At 72.7% G+C, this 18,191-nt stretch carries 18 protein-coding genes; 7 read left to right on the top strand and 11 right to left on the bottom strand.

Annotation, left to right across the window (positions count from 1 at the left end):
* Nucleotides 1–134: 134 nt before the first annotated feature.
* Nucleotides 135–1,262 (top strand): phosphoserine transaminase, encoded by a 1,128-nt coding sequence (gene serC, locus ACQPZK_RS02530; protein ID WP_433536741.1) that lies wholly within the window; start codon nt 135–137, stop codon nt 1,260–1,262.
* Nucleotides 1,263–1,447: 185 nt separating this feature from the next.
* A complete protein-coding gene (sepH, locus tag ACQPZK_RS02525; RefSeq protein WP_433536740.1) occupies nt 1,448–2,530 on the top strand; it encodes a septation protein SepH in 1,083 nt (360 codons plus the stop codon).
* A gap of 122 nt (nt 2,531–2,652) precedes the next feature.
* Here the strand turns inward: sepH and thpR are convergent, their stop codons facing one another.
* The 5 genes from thpR to ACQPZK_RS02500 form a co-directional block, all read right to left on the bottom strand.
* Nucleotides 2,653–3,234 (bottom strand): RNA 2',3'-cyclic phosphodiesterase, encoded by a 582-nt coding sequence (thpR, locus tag ACQPZK_RS02520; protein WP_433536739.1) that lies wholly within the window; start codon nt 3,232–3,234, stop codon nt 2,653–2,655.
* Between the two features lie 10 nt (nt 3,235–3,244).
* Nucleotides 3,245–3,754 carry a hypothetical protein gene (locus ACQPZK_RS02515; RefSeq protein WP_433536738.1) on the bottom strand — a complete coding sequence of 170 codons (510 nt, stop codon included), beginning with the start codon at nt 3,752–3,754 and terminating at the stop codon, nt 3,245–3,247.
* Nucleotides 3,755–3,874: 120 nt separating this feature from the next.
* The gene (locus tag ACQPZK_RS02510) at nt 3,875–5,158 is read right to left on the bottom strand and encodes an MFS transporter (RefSeq protein ID WP_433536737.1); all 1,284 of its coding nucleotides are present in this window, start codon (nt 5,156–5,158) and stop codon (nt 3,875–3,877) included.
* A gap of 74 nt (nt 5,159–5,232) precedes the next feature.
* Nucleotides 5,233–5,682 (bottom strand): MarR family winged helix-turn-helix transcriptional regulator, encoded by a 450-nt coding sequence (locus ACQPZK_RS02505; protein ID WP_433536736.1) that lies wholly within the window; start codon nt 5,680–5,682, stop codon nt 5,233–5,235.
* 117 nt (nt 5,683–5,799) lie between these two features.
* Nucleotides 5,800–7,278, bottom strand: coding sequence for an NCS2 family permease (locus ACQPZK_RS02500; protein ID WP_433536735.1), 1,479 nt, complete (start codon nt 7,276–7,278; stop codon nt 5,800–5,802).
* Between the two features lie 88 nt (nt 7,279–7,366).
* Between ACQPZK_RS02500 and ACQPZK_RS02495 the strand changes: the two genes are divergently transcribed.
* Entirely contained in the window at nt 7,367–7,612 is a 246-nt protein-coding gene (locus ACQPZK_RS02495; protein WP_433536734.1) for a DUF2530 domain-containing protein, read from the top strand.
* Between the two features lie 27 nt (nt 7,613–7,639).
* On the opposite strand, the gene ACQPZK_RS02490 is transcribed toward ACQPZK_RS02495, so the two are convergent.
* The gene (locus ACQPZK_RS02490; RefSeq protein WP_433536733.1) at nt 7,640–8,479 is read right to left on the bottom strand and encodes a DUF3027 domain-containing protein; all 840 of its coding nucleotides are present in this window, start codon (nt 8,477–8,479) and stop codon (nt 7,640–7,642) included.
* A gap of 89 nt (nt 8,480–8,568) precedes the next feature.
* On the opposite strand from ACQPZK_RS02490, the gene ACQPZK_RS02485 reads away from it, so the two are divergent.
* Together ACQPZK_RS02485 and ACQPZK_RS02480 are read left to right on the top strand one after the other, a co-directional pair.
* Nucleotides 8,569–10,182, top strand: a complete 1,614-nt coding sequence (locus tag ACQPZK_RS02485) for an MFS transporter (protein ID WP_433536732.1) — start codon at nt 8,569–8,571, stop codon at nt 10,180–10,182.
* A complete protein-coding gene (locus ACQPZK_RS02480) occupies nt 10,179–10,829 on the top strand; it encodes a futalosine hydrolase (protein WP_433536731.1) in 651 nt (216 codons plus the stop codon). Before ACQPZK_RS02485 ends, ACQPZK_RS02480 begins: the two co-directional genes overlap by 4 nt.
* A gap of 41 nt (nt 10,830–10,870) precedes the next feature.
* On the opposite strand, the gene ACQPZK_RS02475 is transcribed toward ACQPZK_RS02480, so the two are convergent.
* Nucleotides 10,871–11,752: a helix-turn-helix domain-containing protein gene (locus ACQPZK_RS02475; RefSeq protein WP_433536730.1), complete on the bottom strand. Its 882-nt coding sequence runs from the start codon at nt 11,750–11,752 to the stop codon at nt 10,871–10,873.
* A gap of 640 nt (nt 11,753–12,392) precedes the next feature.
* Between ACQPZK_RS02475 and ACQPZK_RS02470 the strand changes: the two genes are divergently transcribed.
* Nucleotides 12,393–13,241, top strand: coding sequence for a 1,4-dihydroxy-6-naphthoate synthase (locus tag ACQPZK_RS02470; RefSeq protein ID WP_433536729.1), 849 nt, complete (start codon nt 12,393–12,395; stop codon nt 13,239–13,241).
* Here ACQPZK_RS02470 and ACQPZK_RS02465 read toward each other — a convergent pair.
* On the bottom strand, nt 13,202–13,588 hold the full coding sequence (locus ACQPZK_RS02465; RefSeq protein WP_088986676.1) for a cold-shock protein: 387 nt from the start codon (nt 13,586–13,588) through the stop codon (nt 13,202–13,204). The two genes, ACQPZK_RS02470 and ACQPZK_RS02465, sit on opposite strands and share 40 nt — an antisense overlap.
* A 27-nt stretch (nt 13,589–13,615) precedes the next feature.
* On the bottom strand, nt 13,616–14,239 hold the full coding sequence (locus ACQPZK_RS02460) for an HAD family hydrolase (protein WP_433536728.1): 624 nt from the start codon (nt 14,237–14,239) through the stop codon (nt 13,616–13,618).
* A gap of 84 nt (nt 14,240–14,323) precedes the next feature.
* Here ACQPZK_RS02460 and ACQPZK_RS02455 point away from each other — a divergent pair, with 84 nt between their 5' ends.
* Entirely contained in the window at nt 14,324–16,807 is a 2,484-nt protein-coding gene (locus tag ACQPZK_RS02455) for a helicase-associated domain-containing protein (RefSeq protein ID WP_433536727.1), read from the top strand.
* A gap of 13 nt (nt 16,808–16,820) precedes the next feature.
* Here ACQPZK_RS02455 and ACQPZK_RS02450 read toward each other — a convergent pair whose 3' ends face one another.
* Nucleotides 16,821–17,057, bottom strand: a complete 237-nt coding sequence (locus ACQPZK_RS02450; protein ID WP_433536726.1) for a hypothetical protein — start codon at nt 17,055–17,057, stop codon at nt 16,821–16,823.
* Between the two features lie 97 nt (nt 17,058–17,154).
* Nucleotides 17,155–18,045 (bottom strand): L,D-transpeptidase family protein, encoded by an 891-nt coding sequence (locus ACQPZK_RS02445; RefSeq protein ID WP_433536725.1) that lies wholly within the window; start codon nt 18,043–18,045, stop codon nt 17,155–17,157.
* Between the last annotated feature and the right edge of the window lie 146 nt (nt 18,046–18,191).

The following is an 18,191-nucleotide window of genomic DNA, read 5'->3' as shown; positions in this document are numbered from 1 at the left end:
CGGCGCGGCGGTGTGGCGAAGGACTCAGACCGCCCGTCGGGACCCCGGCCGTCGCCGCCGACCCAGGGTGCGAGGATGAGGGCCGGCAGTGTCGCCGGGCCCGCCCTCGCCCTTGCGGAAGGATCTTCAGAACCGTGGCTGACGCACCGATCATCCGGATTCCCGACGAGATCAAGCCCGCCGACGGCCGTTTCGGCTGCGGCCCGTCCAAGGTCCGTCCGGCGGCCGTGTCCGCGCTGGCCGAGGTGGCGACCAGCTACCTGGGTACGTCGCACCGGCAGAAGACGGTCCGCGACCAGGTGGCCCGGCTGCGCTCCGGCATCGCCGAGTTCTTCTCCCTGCCTGAGGGCTACGAGGTCGTGATCGGCAACGGCGGCACCACGGCATTCTGGGAGGTCGCCACCTTCGGCCTCGTGCGCGACCGGGCCCAGTTCGCCAGCTTCGGCGAGTTCGGCGCTAAGTTCGCCAAGTCGGTCGCCGACGCGCCGTTCCTGGGCGAGCCCACCGTCCGCAAGGCCGCCGCCGGCAGCGCGCCGAGCCTGGTCGCCGAGGCCGGCGTGGACGTGTACGCGACGCCGCAGAACGAGACCTCGACCGGCGTGGCCGTGCCGATCAGCCGGGTGGCCGACGCCGACGAGGGGTCGCTGCTGCTGGTCGACGCCACCTCCGGCGCGGGGGGCCTGGAGGTCAACGTCGGCGAGACCGACGTCTACTACTTCGCGCCGCAGAAGTGCTTCGGCTCCGACGGAGGCCTCTGGCTGGCCCTGATGTCGCCGGCCGCGCTGGACCGGGCTGCCGAGATCAAGGCGTCCGGCCGGTACATCCCGGCCTTCCTGGACCTGGTGACCGCGATCGACAACTCGCGGCTCGAGCAGACGTACAACACCCCGGCGCTGGCCACCATCTTCCTGGCCGCCGAGCAGACCGACTGGATGAACGCGCAGGGCGGCCTGGCCTGGGCGGCGAAGCGGACGGCGGAGAGCGCCGCCACGGTGTACGGCTGGGCCGAGCGGTCCACGGTGGCCACTCCGTTCGTCACCGACCCGTCCCTGCGGTCCAACGTGGTCGCGACCATCGACTTCGCCGACGGTGTGGACGCCACCGCGATCGCCAAGGCGCTGCGCGCCAACGGCATCGTCGACACCGAGCCGTACCGCAAGCTCGGCCGCAACCAGTTGCGGGTGGCGCTGTTCCCGGCCGTCGAGCCGGCCGATGTCGAGGCGCTGACCGCGTCCATCGACTACGTGGTCGAGCGCCTCTGAGCTTCGTCACGGTGGGTGTCCGTCGACGCCTCGATGGACACCCACCGTGATCATTGCCGCAGCTCAGTCACGACATGCGGGGTGTCGCTTCCCCCACCCTGAGACAGATGCGCGTACGGTGGTCCGAGACGCCTGGGTGGCCGACTCGTGGCGTGCGGCCAGCGAAGCGGGACGGAGGCAACGTTATGCGCCCAGTACGCTTCGTCGCCCTCTCCGAGGACGGCCATGCTCTGGTTCTCGCCGACGAGGTCGGGCGGCTGCTCGCCCTGCCCATCGACGAGCGGATCGCGGGTGCGCTGCACGCGGAGCCCGGCGCGCCGCCGCTCGCGGTGGCACCGGCCGCCGTCGACCCCGTTCCCTCCCTGTCCCCTCGGGACATCCAGGCCCGCATCCGTTCCGGTGAGTCGGCCGAGGACGTCGCCCGGATCGCCGGGGTGCCGGTCGACCGGGTTCTGCGCTACGCCGGGCCGGTGCTCCAGGAGCGGGCCATGCTCGCCCAGCACGCCCGTCGCACCCGGCTCAAGGGCGCGGAGAAGCCCACCCCGCTCGCCGAGGTGGTCAACGGTCGACTGAGCCAGCACGGCATCGACACCGAAAAGATCTCCTGGGACGCGTACCGGCGCGACGACGGCACCTGGCGGATCATCGCCACCTGGCCGTCGGGCAAGGCCACCGCCCAGGCCATCTGGGATCTCGACAAGACCCGGCAGGCGGTCACCCCGCACGACGACATGGCGCAATATTTGTGCGCCGAGCGGCCCACGCCGATCCTCGGCCAGGAGCCGGCGCCGGAGCGGAGCGGGCACGGCCTGCCCGGTCCGTCGCGTGGTGAGCCGAGTCGGGGTGGGCACGGGCTGCCGGCGGCGTCCGAGCACCCGCGCCCGGGCCGCGATCCGATCCGGGCCGGCCGGGACGCCCTGCTCGCCTCGCTGGACCGTCCACTCGGGGCCTCGTCGGGGCGTGGGCTCGAACCGCGTACCCCCGCTGCTCTTGGCGGATCGGACGCGCCCCGGCAGCGGCCGGTCGGTGGCGGCGCTGCCGCCCTGCTCGGCGGCGGCCAGGGGTCGGCCTTCGACGACGACTCGGACGCGCCCAAGGAGGTCCCGGCCGTGCCGTCGCTGGCGGTGCTGCGGCCCCGGCGGACCGGTACGGCCGCGGCGGCAGCCGGCGGCGAGACCGCCGAGGCCGGCGGCAAGCCGCGCAAGCGCCTGCCGAGCTGGGACGATGTGCTCTTCGGCAGCGGCCCGGCCGCCCGCGAGTCCTCCTGACGCTCCGCGTCCACCGCGGTCCAGTCCCGAGATCGCCGATGTCGCGCTATCCCCTGCGCTTGATACCCCGACATCGGCGATCCGGAGTGGATCACGCCTCCGGCTGGAGGCGGCTCGACGAATCAGAGCGGCCAGGCGGCAAGCCGCTCGTAACGCGGGCGTCCGGCCCCGAGGTGGCTACGCACCAGCAGCAGCTCGGTCGCCGGCCACTCCGGGCCCGCGTAGTCGTCCAGGGTCACCACGTCGGCCTCGACATCAGCCAGCTCCATCCGGTCGCCGGGGCGGGCGACGGTCAGGTGCGGACGGAACGGCTTCTCGTCGTACGGCAGTCCGGCCTCGTGTAGCCGCTCCCGGACGAGCCGGCCCAACTCGTGCAGCGCCTCGACGTCGCCGCGCACGTCCACCCAGAGCACCGTGCGCCGTCCCTGGCCGAACAGACCACCACCGCCGAGGCTCAGCCGGGGCGCGGCGGACCGACCGTCTCGGAAATGTTCAGCGGCGAGCCCGAGCGCACTCTCCACGTCGACCAGCCGGCCGGCCTCGACGTCACCGAGGAACGCCAGGGTGAGGTGCAGGTCCGCCGGGTCGGCGAGCCGCACCTGGGCACCAGCGGCCGCCGCCGCGCCGACGCGCAGCCGCACGATCTGCGCGCCGAGATGGCTGACCGCCTCGGCGGACGGACAGACCGCGACGAAGAGCCGCATTCAGGGCCGTTCAGCGGTGCCGTTGCCGGTGCCCGGCTCGGGCGGCCGGCAGGGCCAGGCCCGCGGCGTGCAGCACGCCCTCGACACGTACCCGCTCGATCTCCTGGTCGACGCCGGCCAGCTCGGCCAGGTGCTCGGTGATCCCGAGAGCGCGACAGGCCAGCCGGAGCCGGTCGTCGTACGCCTGCACCACCGCACCGTGCCAGACCATCGGCCGGCCGGTGCCGCCGAGCCGCTGACCGCCGAGTCGGCGCAGGTCGGCCGCGAGCTGTTCCAGGGGACGACGGTCGGTGCGGTCGAACTCGCTGAGGTCGATGTCCCGGGTCAGCGCGTCGGCTTCGATGGCTCGGTCGAGGCGGGCGATCGTGCGTTGCTCCCGCCGGCGCTCACGCCACTCGGACCAGCCGCAGACCACCCGGTCGACAATCTCGTCGTAGCAGAAGAGCAGGGCGAACACCGCCGGGATGCTGGCCACGGCGAGGAACGCCAGGGCCAGCATCAGCGCGCGTCCGACTCCCACATATCGACGCTAAGCCCCGTCGTGCCACCTCGCCAGCGATTTGGCCGCATCCGCGCTATCCGTCGATCGGGACTCGCGCCCGGCCCCCGACCCGGATCGGCGGGGGCCCGAGCGCGCGGGTCAGCAGTCGGTGGAGGTGACGTAGAAGCGGGGCATGGGCAGCACCCGGAAGCGCAGTCGCGCACCGGAGCGGCGCAGTTGCCAGGTGAGCGCGATCAGCGCGGTGGCCAGCGAGATCAGCCCGCCCATCCAGATGCTCGCGCCGGCGCCGAAGTGCTCGGCCACCCAGCCGATCAGCGGTGCGCCGACCGGGTTGGTACCCAGGAACACCAACACCCACAGGGCCATCACCCGTCCCCGGAACGCGGCGTCCACGCCGAGCTGGACACGCTGGTTGGCGGCCTGCGCGAAGAAGACCATGAAGAAGCCGGTGGGCACCAGCAGCGCCACGACCAGCCAGTACGTCGACGCGAAGCCGACCAGGGTGCCGAAGCTCGCACAGCCGATCGCGGCGCCGAGCACCAGCCACACCGACGGGCGGCTACGCCGGCCGGTGCCGCTGAGCGCGCCGCCCAGCGCGCCCACGGCGAGGGCGGTGCTGAACAGGCCGAACGAGGCGGCACCGGTGTTGAACACCGTCTTGGCCAGCGCGGCCAGGGTGAGCTGGAAGTTGAACAGCGACATGCCGATCACCGACATCACCGCCATCGGCAGCAGCAGGTCCGGCCGCCGCCACACGTACCGCAGCCCGTCGACGACCTTGGCGGACGCCCGCTCGTCGCGCGGTGGGAGCGCGTCGCGGTGCAGGTCGGCGGTCCGCATCCGGACGACGTTCACCAGGGGCGCGATCGAGCTGACGGCGGTGAACAGGAAGACCGGGCCCACGTCGAAGGCGGCGATCGCCAGACCGGCGACCGCCGGGCCGACGATCCGGGCGGAGTTGAACACGGCGGCGTTCAGCGACAGCGCGTTGGGCAGCAGCGGTGTGCCGACCAGTTCGGAGACGAACGCCTGGCGGACCGGGGTCTCCACGGCGTTGGCCACACCGAGCAGCGCCGCGAACGCGAAGACGTGCCAGAGTCGCACCAGGTCGGTGAGGACCAGCAGCGACATGCCGAGCGCCAGCACGGTCCAGAAGGCGTTGGCGGCGAACAGCAGGATCCGCTTGTCGTACCGGTCGGCGAGCCGGCCGGAGAACAGGGTGAGCAGCAGCACCGGCGTGAACTGACAGGCGGTGACCACGCCGAGCGCGGTGGCCGAGTTGTCGGAGAGCTCGAGGACGAGCCAGTCCTGGGCGATGAACATCATCCAGACGCCGATCAGTTTGATCAGCTGCCCGGATGCGAAAAGGCGGTAGTTACGGACCTGTAGGGACTGGAACATCGTGCTCAGCTTGGCCTGCACTCTCGGTGCGCCTCCTCAAGGACGTACGCGTCATCGTCAGGTGACGGCACGGGCCCGGTGGCGCGGGCACGAGCTCAGGCGCGAGCGAGCTGCTGGAGAATCTCGGCGGCCCTGTGCAGGGTCGCCCGTTCGTCCTCGTCGAGCGCGGCCAGCCGGTGGGCCAGCCATTCGTCGCGGGCCCGCTCGAACTGGTCGAGCACGGCCTGCCCTCCTTCGGTCGCCGCGAGGATGACCTGCCGGCCGTCGGTCGGGTGGGGGGTCCGCCGCACGAGGCCACGGTCCTCCAACTTCGCGACGATCTTGGTCATCGTCGGCGGCTGCACCCGTTCGATCTCGGCCAGTTCCCGGGGTGTCATCGCGCCCGCCAGCCGCAGGCTGGTGAGCGCGGAGACCTGGGTGACCGTGAGGTCGCCGACCGGCCGGGCCTGTCGGACCCGCCGGTTGAGTCGGGTGATCGCATCTCGCAACTGGGGAGCCAGCTGCGCCGGTGGCACGCGTTCCGCCGTCACCGTCCGCTCCGTCACGTTAGTTAGCTTAACTAATGAGCCTGGCTAACGACATCCGTTATGACCAGGCTCACGGGGATGTTTGGGCTGTTCCGGGCGGGGAATCACGCTCGACCCCCGCCCGGACGACGCCGATCAGAGCACCAACGACTCGATGGGCCCACGCAGGAAGTACAGCACGAAGAGGGCGGCCACCCCGTACAGCAGCGGGTGGACCTCCCGGGCCTTGCCCCGGGCCAGTTTGACCACCACGAAGGTGATCAGACCGGCGCCGATGCCGTTCGAGATCGAGTAGGTGAACGGCATCAGCACGATGGTGAGGAACGCGGGAATGGCGATTTCGTAGTCCGACCAGTCGATCGTCCGTACCGCGGTCATCATCAGGAAACCGACCACCACCAGCGCCGTGGAGGCCGCCTCGAACGGCACGATCACCACCAGCGGCGCGAGGAACATCGCCAGCAGGAAGAGGGCGCCGGTGACCAGGTTGGCCACGCCGGTCCGGGCACCCTCCGCGACACCTGCGGCGCTCTCGATGTACGACGTGTTGCTCGACGTGCTGGCCGCACCGCCGGCCGCCGCGGCGATCGAGTCGACCAGCAGGATCTCCTTGGCCCTCGGCGGGGTCCCCTTCTCGTCGAGAAGGCCACCCTCCTGGCCGACCGCGACCATCGTGCCCATCGTGTCGAAGAAGTCCGTGATGAGCAGCGTGAAGATGAACATCAGGACGACGACCCAGCCGGCCCGACCCCACGAGTCGAGCACGTTGAACTTGCCGAGCAGCGACAGGTCCGGCACGTCGACCACCGTCTTCGGCAGCTCCGGCACGTTCAGCGCCCAGCCCTTCGGGTTGGGCTTGCCGTCGACGAACGACGGGCCGATGTTGCCGATCGCCTCCACGATCACCGCCAACACGGTGGACGCGAGGATGCCGATCAGGATCGCGCCCCGGACCCGGCGCACCACCAGCACCAGCGTGAGCAGCAGGCCCACCACGAAGACCAGCAGCGGCCAGCTCACCAGCTTGCCACCGACACCCAGGCCGACCGGGACGGTGGTGTTGGCGGCGTCCGGGAGCCGCCGGACGAAGCCGGCGTCCACCAGGCCGATGATGGTCAGGAACAGGCCGATGCCGACGCCGATGGCCGTCTTCATCTGCGTGGGCACCGACCGGAACACCGCGGTACGCAGACCGGTCAGCACCAGTACCGCGATGATCACACCTTCGATCACCACGAGGCCCATCGCGTCGGCCCAGGTCATCTCTGGAGCGATCTCGTACGCCACCAGGGCGTTGACGCCCAGACCGGCGGCGAGCGCCAGCGGGAACCGGCCGACGACGCCCATCAGGATGGTCATCAGGCCCGCGACCAGCGCGGTCGCGGCGGCCAGTGCCGGAATCGGGAGAGTCTTGTTGTCACCGTCGACCGCGCCGCCGAGGATCAGCGGGTTGAGAACGACGATGTACGCCATCGTGAAGAAGGTCGCAAGACCGCCGCGTACCTCACGGCTCAACGTTGAGCCGCGGGCGGAGATCTCGAAGAACCGGTCGAAGCCGTTACGCGGTTGAGCGGGGTTGGGAGGTGTGTCGTTCTCGGGCGGCGCTACTGCCATGAGGACCTCACAGGTGATCTTCCGGTTGACGCGCGCATCGTCCCAGATCGTTGGCGGCCAGGGAAGGTGGATCGCGTACGCTTGCCCGATGCCGAACGACCAGCCACCGCGGCCCGCGCCGCTGGACCCGCCGATGGTGCCGTTCGCCGTCGCCGGCCTGATCGCGTGGGCGGTCGTCGGACTGGTGCTACTGGTGTTCTTTCGCGGCTGGCTGACCGAGCACCACCACGAGAACTGGCTCTGGACCTGCCTGGCCGGTTTCCTGTGGGGCTTTCCCGGCCTCGCCGTCATGCTGCGTCACGACGCCAACCGACGTCGTCGCCGGGCGAGCTGAGCGCACCGGCCCACGCCGGAGCCCGGCTCAGGGGTGCCCGTACGGCTCCGCCGGCTCCCCCGCCTCGACCGAACCCGGCGCACGGCTGACCGACATGGCCTCCACCGCGCTGTCGTCGTACACGGTCGGAAGATCCTCGACCGCGGTCTCGGCGGCCTCGATCAGCGTCTCGGAGTGCGCGCCGCAGCCATGGTCGGCGCTGACCACCCGGCCGTCGTCGGGTGCGTAGAAGTTGCCGCACGCGCCGAACGCCTGCCGCATCGCCCCGGCCAACGGCAGGTAGAAGCCGCACGTGCCGCAGCGGGCGGCGGCCGGGGCAGCGGTGGAGATGGCCGCGTCCGGGCCGTGGTCACCGTCGTACCAGCGCTGCGCCGCGTCGGTCCGACCCTCCCGGGAGAGCACCCGGGCCCGGCCGAGACCCAGCTCCCAGGCCGTCTCCTCGACCGCCGGGTCGTCGGAGAGCAGGTAGCCGGGGGCCAGCCGCTCGTCCTCCGGAGCGGTCGGCAGCAGGTCACCCGGGCCGAGGTCACCGGGCTTGAGCCGTTCCTGCCAGGGCAGCCAGCCGGGCGCGAGCAGCGCGTCCGGGCCGGGCAGCAGCACCGTCTCGCAGATGGTCACCGTACGGCTGCGCGGAACGCGGGTGACGGTGACCGCCCACCGCCAACCGCGGTAGCCGGCGAGGCGGCACTCGAAGTAGTGGGTGACGAGGCGTTCACCCTCGGACACGACCTGCAGGTGGTCGCCGACGTCGTCGGCGTCCACCTCGGTGATGCCGGCGCGGGCCACCTCGACGGCGGCGGCGCAGACCTGGTCGAGACGGGCGGCACGGGCGGAGGCGGGCCTGGTCACCTGACCATTGTTCCCCATGCTCCCCGCAGGGGTGACAGGGACTCCCGGGGAACCTTTCGCCGCGACTGATGCGGCACACCTGGGTCGGATGGGCGAGGATGGTGCACATGCCGCCGTACTCCCACTCCGGGCGATCCCTCCTCGGGCGGACCGTCGGCACCGGCATTCGGGCCATCCGTCTGCTCCTGCGTGGTTCGGTGGGCAGCGGCCGCTGGGTGACCCGCCGGGCCGGTCACGCCCGGGCGCGGGGCGCCGGCGGCGAGGTCGGCATGGTCCGGCTGTTCGATCTGCACGCCGTCTCCTGTGCCGGCGACACCCTGATCGCCATCGGCCTGGCCGGGACGATCTTCTTCAACGTGCCGCTGGGCGAGGCCCGCAGCAAGGTCGCGCTCTACCTGCTGGTGACCATGGTCCCGTTCGCGATGCTCGCACCCGTGGTGGGGCCGCTGCTGGACCACTTCCGGCACGGCCGGCGGTACGCGCTGGCCGCCACCATGCTCGGGCGGGCGTTCCTGGCCTGGCTGATCTCCGACTACATCCACGGCTTCGGGCTCTATCCGGCCGCGTTCGGTGTGCTCGCCCTGTCGCGCGCCTACGGCGTGGCCCGCTCGGCGGCGGTACCGCGCCTGTTGCCGGAAGGGCTGGGCCTCTCCCAGGTCGGTGCCCGGGCCAGCGTGTACGGCACGGTGGCGGGCGCGCTCGTGGCCCCGATCGGGCTGGCCGCCTTCTGGTTCGGGCCGCAGTGGCCGCTGCGCGTCGCGTCGGTGATCTTCCTGATCGGCATGGTGATCTCGCTGCGGCTGCCCCCGAAGGCGGACTCGGAGCCACCCGAGCGCGTCCCCCGCGCGCTGCGCGCCCTGAGCCGCCGGAAGGACCGGCCGCTGGGCCGGGGCCGGCCCGCCGGGCGGCTGGTGATCGCCACCCTGATCGGCGCCGCGACGCTGCGTGCCGTGTACGGCTTCCTGCTGCTCTTCCTCGCCTTCGCCATCAAGAAGGGCGATCTGACCACCGACGTGTTCGGGCGTGACCTGGGCGCGGAGTGGGCGCTGGGGTTGGTCGGCGGCGCCCTGGCCGTGGGCAGCTTCCTGGCGACCGCCGTCGGCACCCGGTTGCGCATCCATCGGCCGACCGCCATCCAGTCCAGCAGCATGATCATCGTGGCGGGGGTGGCGGTGCTCGCCGTCATCCAGTTCTCGCTGCTGATGGTGGCCCTGCTCTGCCTGGTCACCGCGTTGGTGAGCGGGGTGGCCAAACTCGCCGTGGACGCCTCGATCCAGGAGCGCATCCCGGAGCGGCTGCGTGCCAGCTCCTTCGCCCACTCAGAGACGGTGCTCATGCTCGCCTTCGTCGCCGGCGGCGGGCTCGGGCTGGTGCCGTTCGCCGGCCGGACCGGCATCGCGGTCGCCGCCGGGGTGGGCATCGTGGCGGCCGTCCGGGGAGTGCTGGTTGCCGCTCGGCTACGCGCCGAGAAGCTGGTCGGCCGGCCGCTGGGTGACGACGAGCTGACCGAGGACGAACCGACGGTCGAGCCCGCGAACGTCGAGCCCGAGAACGTCGCGCCCACCTCGCCGGCGCCACCTCAGGCCACCTCGCGGCGGCACGACGAGGCGGGGCTGGCCCCGCCGGGCTACCACATCTACCGGCCCTCGTCGTCGGTCGGCGGCCCGGGCGGGGGCGCGGACGACGACACCCGCCGCGAGTCCCCCGGCTCGCTCTCGTGACCGGTCTGCTGGTGGTGACCGCGGTTCCGGCCGAGGCGGACGCGGTCCGCGCCGGACTGACCGCCGAGGCTGTCGCGATCGCCCCGGTCGGGGTGGGCCCGGCCGTCGCAGGGGCCGCCACCGCACGCCTGCTGGCCCTGGCCGAGGCGGCCGGTCGCCCGTACCGTGCGGTGGTCAGCGCCGGCGTGGCCGGCGGCTTCACCGGGCGCGCAGCCGTGGGCGACACCGTGCTCGCCACCGCGAGCATCGCCGCCGACCTGGGCGCCGACTCACCGGACGGCTTTCTCGGCATCGAGGAGTTGGGCATGCCGCCCGCGCTGCTCGGCGGAGGCAGTGTCGTCCCAGCGGACCCAACCTTGCTGGCCACGCTGCGGGCCGCCCTGCCCACGGCCACGATCGGGCCGGTGCTCACGGTGAGCACCGTCACGGGCACCGCCGCCGGCACCGAGGAGCTACGCCGGCGGCATCCGGAGGCGGTGGCCGAGGCCATGGAGGGGTACGGGGTAGCCGTCGCCGCCGCACAGGCCGGAGTGCCCTTCGCCGAGCTGCGCACCATCTCCAACCCGATCGGCCCGCGCGACCGCGACGCCTGGCGGCTGCGCGAGGCCCTCACCGCCCTGACGAAGGCCGCTCCGGCGCTGGGCTGACCGGCCTTCCGGGCTGCGACGCTGCGCTCCTCCGGGCAAGGTCAGCGGGCAGGCCGCTGCGGGGGACTCAGACGGAGTGCGAACGGCCGGCGGGCCTCGATCTCGAAACCGCACGCCAGCAGCAGATCGATGCCGAAGCCCTCGGCCACCGCGACAGCGTCGTCGATCCCCACCGCCCGCATATCGGCCAGCAGCGTGGTAACCAGGCGACGCCCGAGCCCCAACCGCCGATGTCGCGCCTCGACGAGAACGCCGTCGAGCACCACCTCCCGCTCCGGCATGCCGGAGTGCCGCTCTCCGTACTCAAGCTGCGGGCTCCGTTCGTGCGCGCGCAGCTCGCCGACCAGGGTGTGATCGGGAAGCTCTGCCACGTAGCGCCAGCAGGTGGCTGGCACATCGCCGCCGACGATCCGCCGAACCTGGACCGTCCGTTGAACCTCGGCGCCCCGCCGACGGTTGTCGCGGTAACGACGGTTCAGCTCGTACGCGGCCGGCGGCAGCGGCAGTGGACACCGTTTGGGCGGCAACCGATACCACTCCGCCCACCACGCGCCGGGCCAGTCTCGGGGCTCGTGGACCGGCCACACGTCCAGATGCGCCGGGTACCGACGTCCCGCCTCGTCCCGCATGTCGTCGTGTGGCACCGACGCCGGCTCGATGAGCTCCGCCCCGGGTATGCCGAGGGCCACCTCTCCGCCCGCCGCTCGAACGAGGCGCTCCACCGTCCGGAACCGGGGGTCGAGCGCCCGCCCGGACTCGATCCGCGCCAGCGTCGGCTGGGGTACTCCCGACCTCTCGGCGAGCTGCCGCTGACTCAGGTCGGCCCGACGCCGCAGGGCACGAAGGGCGCGGCCCAGATTCGCCGCTCCGTCGATGCCGTCGACGTCGACCGCGGCTCCGGCAGGGTCACTTGCATCGGTCACCAGCCGATAGTCCCGAGTGCGTGGCGAGCTATCAACACCCTGCCGGCGGCTGTGGACAACCCTGTGGAAAACCCCCTCGGGCGGTGGACGACGAGCTGTGCGCGAGTCCTTTGGAGCTGAATCGTCTGCGACATCGACGCTGAATCAGCCACCCACTCGGCCGCCCGGCCAACCAGCGACCCCAGCCAGCCAGCGACCCCACCCAGCCAACCCAGCCCCGCCAGCGACCCCACCCAGCCAGCCACCCACCCCCGCCAGCGACCCCAGCCAGCCAACCCAGCCCCGCCAGCGACCCCACCCAGCCAGCCACCCACCCCCGCCAGCGACCCCAGCCAGCCAACCCAGCCCGCCAGCGACCCCACCCAGCCAGCCACCCACCCCGGGTCCGGTTGCGAGGTCAACTCAGGCGATTCGTTCACGACATCAGCTCCAAAGGATGTCCGGAGTAGGTGCCCGGTCGGCCCGCCGGCCTCCCCGGCCGCCGCCGAAGTGGACATCGGCCCCCAACGAGGACCGCGCGGACCCGGCCCGGGACGTCGGCCCTGCACGTCGGTCCGGGACTTCGGCCCGGGACGTCGCGGATCACAGTGGGCGGGGTGGGCACAGGCCACGGGGTGGAGACGGGGCTAACGTGAGGGGCGTGGCGCTCTCCCTGGCTATCTCGCCCTGCCCCAACGACACGTTCGTGTTCGACGCTCTGGTGCACGGGCGGGTGCCCGGCGCGCCGCCGGTCGAGGTGACGTACGCCGACGTGGACGTCACCAACACGGCGGCCGAGCGGGGTGCGTTCGACCTGGTGAAGGTGAGCTACGCGGCGCTGCCCTGGCTGCTCGACGACTACCACCTGCTGCCCTGCGGTGGCGCGCTCGGTCGCGGGTGCGGGCCGCTGGTGCTCACCCGGGGCGACCACGACGGCGACCCGGACCGCGCCGACCTGACCGGCGCCACGGTGGCGGTGCCGGGCGACCGGACCACGGCGTACCTGCTGTTCCGGCTCTGGTCGGCCGGACGGCCGCCGGCCCGGATCGAGGTGGTGCCGTTCCACGAAATCATGCCGGGCGTCGCGGCCGGCCGCTACGACGCCGGGCTGGTCATCCACGAGGCCCGGTTCACGTACCACCGGCACGGCCTGACCGCGCTCGTCGACCTCGGCGAGTGGTGGGAGGCCGACACGGGCCTGCCCATTCCCCTCGGCGCGATCCTGGCCCGTCGCGGCGCCGTCGACCCGGAGGCCGCGGCCGGCTGGATCCGCGAGTCGGTCCGGCAGGCCTGGGCGGACCCGACGGTCAGCCGGGAGTACGTCCTCGCACACGCGCAGGAGATGGAGCTCGACGTGGTGGACCGGCACATCGGTCTCTACGTCAACGATTTCACGGCCGACCTGGGCGAGGCCGGCTTCGCCGCGGTGACGGCGCTCCTCGACCGCGCCGCCACCGCCGGGCTGGTACCTCAGACCTCCAGCTCGCGCGCGACCGCGTGGACCAGCTGAGCGATCTTCTGCGCGGTCTTCTTGTCCGGGTACCGGCCCCGGCGCAGGTCCGGCTGGACCTTCGCCTCCAGCACCTTGATCATGTCTTCGACGAGGCCGTGCAACTCCTCGGCCGGCCGGCGACGCAGCTCGGCCATCGACGGCGGCGCGTCCAGCAGCTTGACGCCCATGGCCTGCGCGCCTCGACGGCTGTCCACCACGCTGAAGTCGACCCGCTGACCACCCTTGAGGTCGGTGACGCCCGCCGGCAACGCGCCCTTGGGCAGGAACACGTCACCGCCCTCGTCGCTGGTGACGAAGCCGTATCCCTTGGCCGTGTCGTACCACTTCACTCGACCCGTAGGCACCTGAAAACCCCTGCTTCACTTGAGCCGCTACTGCTCCAAGGCTAGCTGGATCATGCCGTCCAGCGCCGCTGGGAATCCGGTGAGATCGTCCAGCACGACGCTCGCCCCCGCCGCGCGCAGCTCATCCGGGGAGCACGGGCCGGTCGCCACGGCGATTCCGGGCACCCCGGCGACCCCCGCCGCCACCATGTCCGCCACATGATCACCGATGTAGTGGGTCGCGCCGTGCTCCCGCAGGGCGGTCGCCTTCTGCTCGGCGAACAGATCACCGGCCAGCTCGTCCACCACCAGGCCGAGATGGTCCAGGTGCAACCGGGCCAACCGGGCGATCTTGGAGGTGACGACCAACACCCTCCCGCCCCGGGCCCGGATCGCGTCGATGGCCTCCCGGGCGCCGGGCATCGGGACCGTCGGGGTGATCGCGTACGCCGGGTACAGCTCGCGGTAAATCAGGACGGCCGATTCGACCTGCTCCGGCGGGAACCAGTGGGCGATCTCGGTGCGCAGTGGCGGGCCGAGGCGGGACACCGCCAGGTCGGCGTCCACCGGAACGCCCGTCCGCGCGGTCAGCGCCCGGTAGGCCGCGGCGATGCCGGGGCGGGAGTCCACCAGGGTCATGTCGAGGTCGAATCCGACGGTCAGTGCGGGCATGTCGAGAAACGTACCCGGCGACCACGGACCGGCCGTACGTCCGAGGGGCGCGACCGGCCCACCCCGGGCTAGCGTGGAAAGACGATGACCACCTCACTCGCCGACCATCTGCGGTCGCTGCCCGACGAGTCACTGGCCGCACTCCTGCAACTGCGGCCGGACCTCGTCGTGCCCGTGCCGGCCGACATCTCCGCCCTGGCCATCCGCGCCCAGTCCCGGGTCTCGGTGGCCCGCGCCCTGGACGGGCTGGACCAGTTCACGCTGCTCATCCTGGACGCCGGCCGGCTCACGCGGCACCCGGACGAGGGCACGACCACCACCGACGCGATTCTCGCCATGGCGACCGCCGGGCCGCACCCGCCGGCGCCGACCGCGGTCCGGGCCGCCGTGGACCGGCTGAGGGCGCTTTTCCTGCTGTACGGCCCCGAGCACGCCATGCACGTGGCTGCCGCCGTCGACGAGGTTTCCCCGTACCCCGCTGGACTTGGTCGACCCGCCGCGGACCTGGACGTTCGCGCGGCCGCCCTCTGCGCGGACCCGGCGAAGCTGCGCCGGACGCTGCTCGCGGCACCCCCGTCGGCCCGGGCGATCCTGGACCGGCTGGCGGCCGGGCCGCCGGTCGGCAGCGTGCCCCCGGGCGCGTTGCAGGCGCCGGCGATCGGCGCGCAGGACGCCGTCCTCGCCGACCCGACGAACGGTGGCGCGCCCACCGGCTCACCGGTGCGCTGGCTGGTCGACAACCGGCTGCTGGTGACCGTCTCGGCCGGCTCGGCGACGGCCGGCGGCACCGTCGAGCTGCCCCGCGAGGTCGGCCTCCTGCTGCGGCGCGACAGCGGCCCGCTAGGGCCGTTGCAGACCAGCCCGCCGTCGGTGGCCGCCGCTCCCCGCGAGCCCAAGATGGTCGACTCGGCCGGCGCCGGGCAGACCATGGAGGTGGTCCGGCACACCGAAGGGCTGCTGGAACAGCTCGCCGACGAACCCGCCCCGGTGCTGCGCTCGGGTGGCATCGGCGTCCGCGACCTGCGCCGGCTGGCCCGCACCGCCGGCCTGGACGAGTCGACCGCCGCGCTGCTGCTGGAGGTGGCGTACGCGGCGGGGCTCGCTGGCGAGATGGAGTTGCCCGGTTCGACCACCGGTCGGTACGGGGCGGATCAGCAGGTGCTGCCGACCGGCGGGTACGAGGTGTGGCGGGCCGGATCCCTGGCCCAGCGGTGGGAGCACCTGGCCCGCGCCTGGATGACCATGACCCGGCAGGTCGGGTTGGTCGGGCGGCGTGACGACCGGGACCGGCCGATCACCGCACTCTCGGCGGAGGCTGAGCGGGCCGGCGCGCCGGCAACCCGCCGGGCGGTGCTCGGGGTGCTCGCCGACCTGGAACCGGCGACCGCACCCACCCCGGAGGAGTTGCAGGCCCTGCTCGACTGGCGGACGCCACGGCGCAGCCGGGGTCGGGAGGCCGCCCACCGGGAGGTGCTGGCCGAGGCGGCGCAGCTCGGCATGACCGGGCTGGGGGCGCTCACCTCGTACGGCCGGTTGTTGCTGGGCGAGCTGACGTCGACCGACGACTCCGGTGGCGACCCGCTGGGCTTGCACGCGGACACCGAGAGCGGCGATCCGTCCGGTGCGGCGCGGGCGTTGGACGCGTTGCTGCCCGCCCCGGTCGACCACTTCCTGGTGCAGGCCGACCTGACCGTGGTGGTGCCCGGGCCGCCGGAACCGGCGCTCGCCGCCGAGTTGGAGGCGACGACCGAACTCGAGTCGGCCGGCGGGGCGAGTGTGCACCGGTTGACCACGGCGAGCGTCCGACGGGCGTTGGACGCCGGTTACACGGCCGACGACCTGCACGAGTTGTTCCGTCGACGGTCGCGTACGCCCGTGCCGCAGGGGCTCAGCTACCTGGTGGACGACGTGGCCCGTAAGCACGGCGGGCTGCGGGCCGGCTCGGCCGGTGCGTACCTGCGCAGCGACGACGAGGCGCTGCTCACCGAGGTGCTGGCCGACCGGCGGCTGGAGTCGTTGACGCTGCGGCGGCTGGCGCCGACGGTGTTGACCACCCCGTACCAGGTCAGCCGGATGCTCGTCGCGCTGCGGGAGGCCGGGTACGCGCCGGTGCAGGAGGACGGCACGGGCAGCACGATGCTGATCCGGCCACGAGTCCGGCGCGCTCCGGCGCGGGTAACGGTGACCACCAGGACGCTGGACCCGCTGGCCGCCCCGAAGCTGCCGATGCCCCGGCTGCTCGGGGTGGTGGAGCACATCCGACGGGGTGAGGCGGCGGCGAGGGCCGCCCGTCGCGCCCCGGCGGTGGTACGGGGTGGGGCTGCGGGGCTGGGCGGTGGCCCGGTGCCCGCACACACGCACAGCGAGGCGCTCGCCGTGCTCCAACAGGCCGTCCGGGACCGGGCGCTGGTCTGGGTCGGGTACGTGGACGCCCACGGGGCGACCGCGTCGCGGCTGGTGAAGCCGGTCTCGATCGGGGCGGGCTACCTGCGTGCCGAGGACGAGCGGACGGAGATGCTGCACACCTTCGCGCTGCACCGGATCACCGCGGCGGTGCTGGCGGACTGAGACGGCGGTCGGCTCAGCGGCGGCTGCGCCGTACGGTGCCGACCACCGAGACGAGCAGCAGGAGGGCGAAGCCGGCCCCGGCCGACTCGCCGACCGAGTCGACGAAGCCCTGTTGGAGCACCAACCACCCGAAGAGGAACCACCCGAAGAGCAGCGCCGCCGCGAAGGCGTACGCGAACACGGTCGCGCGGGACACCTCGTCGGGCGGCGCCTGCTCGTACTGCGCGGCCACTTCACGGTCGACCGTCATACCCAGCCTCCCCGCCCGGTCCGGCCCTGGACTCCCAGCGTGACACTCCGGTGACCGGTGTGACAGGGGATAAAACCCGGAAATGGGGGCGTGTCGCTCAGGTGCCGGGGCGGCGGCCGACGAGCACGACCCGGGTGCCGACCTTCCCCAGCTCCCACATCCGGACGGCGTCGGCGTGCAGGAGGTTGACGCAGCCGTGCGAGCCGATCGACTTGTCGTGCAGGTAGGTGGTGGTCTCGTGGAAGCCCATGCCCTGGGTGAAGTGCTGCCAGTAGGGCAGCCACACCTCGTACGGGTCGGACCACTCCTTCGGGTTGCGGAAGTTGACGGTGTACGTGCCGGAGGGGGTGCGGTACCCGGACATCCCCGTACGGGTCACGGTCGGCGCCATGACCACCTTGCCGCCGCGCATCGCCCAGACGGTCTGCCGGGTCAGGTCCACGCAGAACGTGGTGCCGGCGCCGGCCTTGCAGCGGGTCGTGTCGGTGGTGGCGAGGCGCTGGGCCACGTCGAGGGTGGTCGGTCCGGCGCGACCCTCGACGGGGCGAATGCCGTACCTCTTCTGGAACTTCTTGATGGCGGCGCAGTCGGCGGCGGACTGCCGCCCGTCGACCGTGACGGCCCCGAACCCGCCGAGGCGGGCGAGGTACGTCTCCACCGCGCGCTGGTGCTGGCCCTGCGGGCAGCCGCTGGCGGTCGGCGACGTCGGCGCCGACGTCGAGGCGGTCGGCTTCGGCTTCGGCTTCGGCGTGGTCTTCTTCGGCGCTGCGGTGGTCGAGCGTGGGGCGGGCGACGCCGGTGTGGGCCGGCCGTGCTGGGCCGGCCCGGACGTGCCGCTCGCCCCCGATGCCTGCTCCGCCGCGCCGACCGGGGCGGCTCCCCCGCCACCACTCCCGCCGGACCGCGGATCGAACGTGCACGCGCCGGTACCGACCAGCACGACCACCACCAGGGCAAACAGCCGGAAAGTGTGCCGGACACGCCGCATGGCACCTCCCCTGGACAGTCGTCCCTTTCCTAGACGTTCGTAAGTGCCGTCCTGGTTGCATCCGGTGAGCATCTTTCTTGGGACGTTCTCCGCCGTGCAACACTGGATGGTCGGCCTGCGGCGGGTCACCGAGCCGCAGCCCGACG

It is taken from the genome of Micromonospora sp. CA-249363 (assembly GCF_050950185.1).
Classification (GTDB): domain Bacteria; phylum Actinomycetota; class Actinomycetes; order Mycobacteriales; family Micromonosporaceae; genus Micromonospora.
This window is presented reverse-complemented; position numbering and strand designations above follow the sequence as displayed.

What these genes read in the sequence shown, in the direction of transcription:
- ACQPZK_RS02495 (WP_433536734.1), top strand. Translation starts at nt 7,367, where the DNA reads ATGCCGAACGACCAGCCACCGCGGCCCGCGCCGCTGGACCCGCCGATG.
- ACQPZK_RS02490 (WP_433536733.1), bottom strand. Translation starts at nt 8,479, where the DNA reads ATGGGGAACAATGGTCAGGTGACCAGGCCCGCCTCCGCCCGTGCCGCC.
- ACQPZK_RS02500 (WP_433536735.1), bottom strand. Translation starts at nt 7,278, where the DNA reads ATGGCAGTAGCGCCGCCCGAGAACGACACACCTCCCAACCCCGCTCAA.
- ACQPZK_RS02445 (WP_433536725.1), bottom strand. Translation starts at nt 18,045, where the DNA reads ATGCGGCGTGTCCGGCACACTTTCCGGCTGTTTGCCCTGGTGGTGGTC.
- ACQPZK_RS02455 (WP_433536727.1), top strand. Translation starts at nt 14,324, where the DNA reads ATGACCACCTCACTCGCCGACCATCTGCGGTCGCTGCCCGACGAGTCA.
- ACQPZK_RS02450 (WP_433536726.1), bottom strand. Translation starts at nt 17,057, where the DNA reads ATGACGGTCGACCGTGAAGTGGCCGCGCAGTACGAGCAGGCGCCGCCC.
- thpR (WP_433536739.1), bottom strand. Translation starts at nt 3,234, where the DNA reads ATGCGGCTCTTCGTCGCGGTCTGTCCGTCCGCCGAGGCGGTCAGCCAT.
- sepH (WP_433536740.1), top strand. Translation starts at nt 1,448, where the DNA reads ATGCGCCCAGTACGCTTCGTCGCCCTCTCCGAGGACGGCCATGCTCTG.
- ACQPZK_RS02460 (WP_433536728.1), bottom strand. Translation starts at nt 14,239, where the DNA reads ATGCCCGCACTGACCGTCGGATTCGACCTCGACATGACCCTGGTGGAC.
- ACQPZK_RS02485 (WP_433536732.1), top strand. Translation starts at nt 8,569, where the DNA reads ATGCCGCCGTACTCCCACTCCGGGCGATCCCTCCTCGGGCGGACCGTC.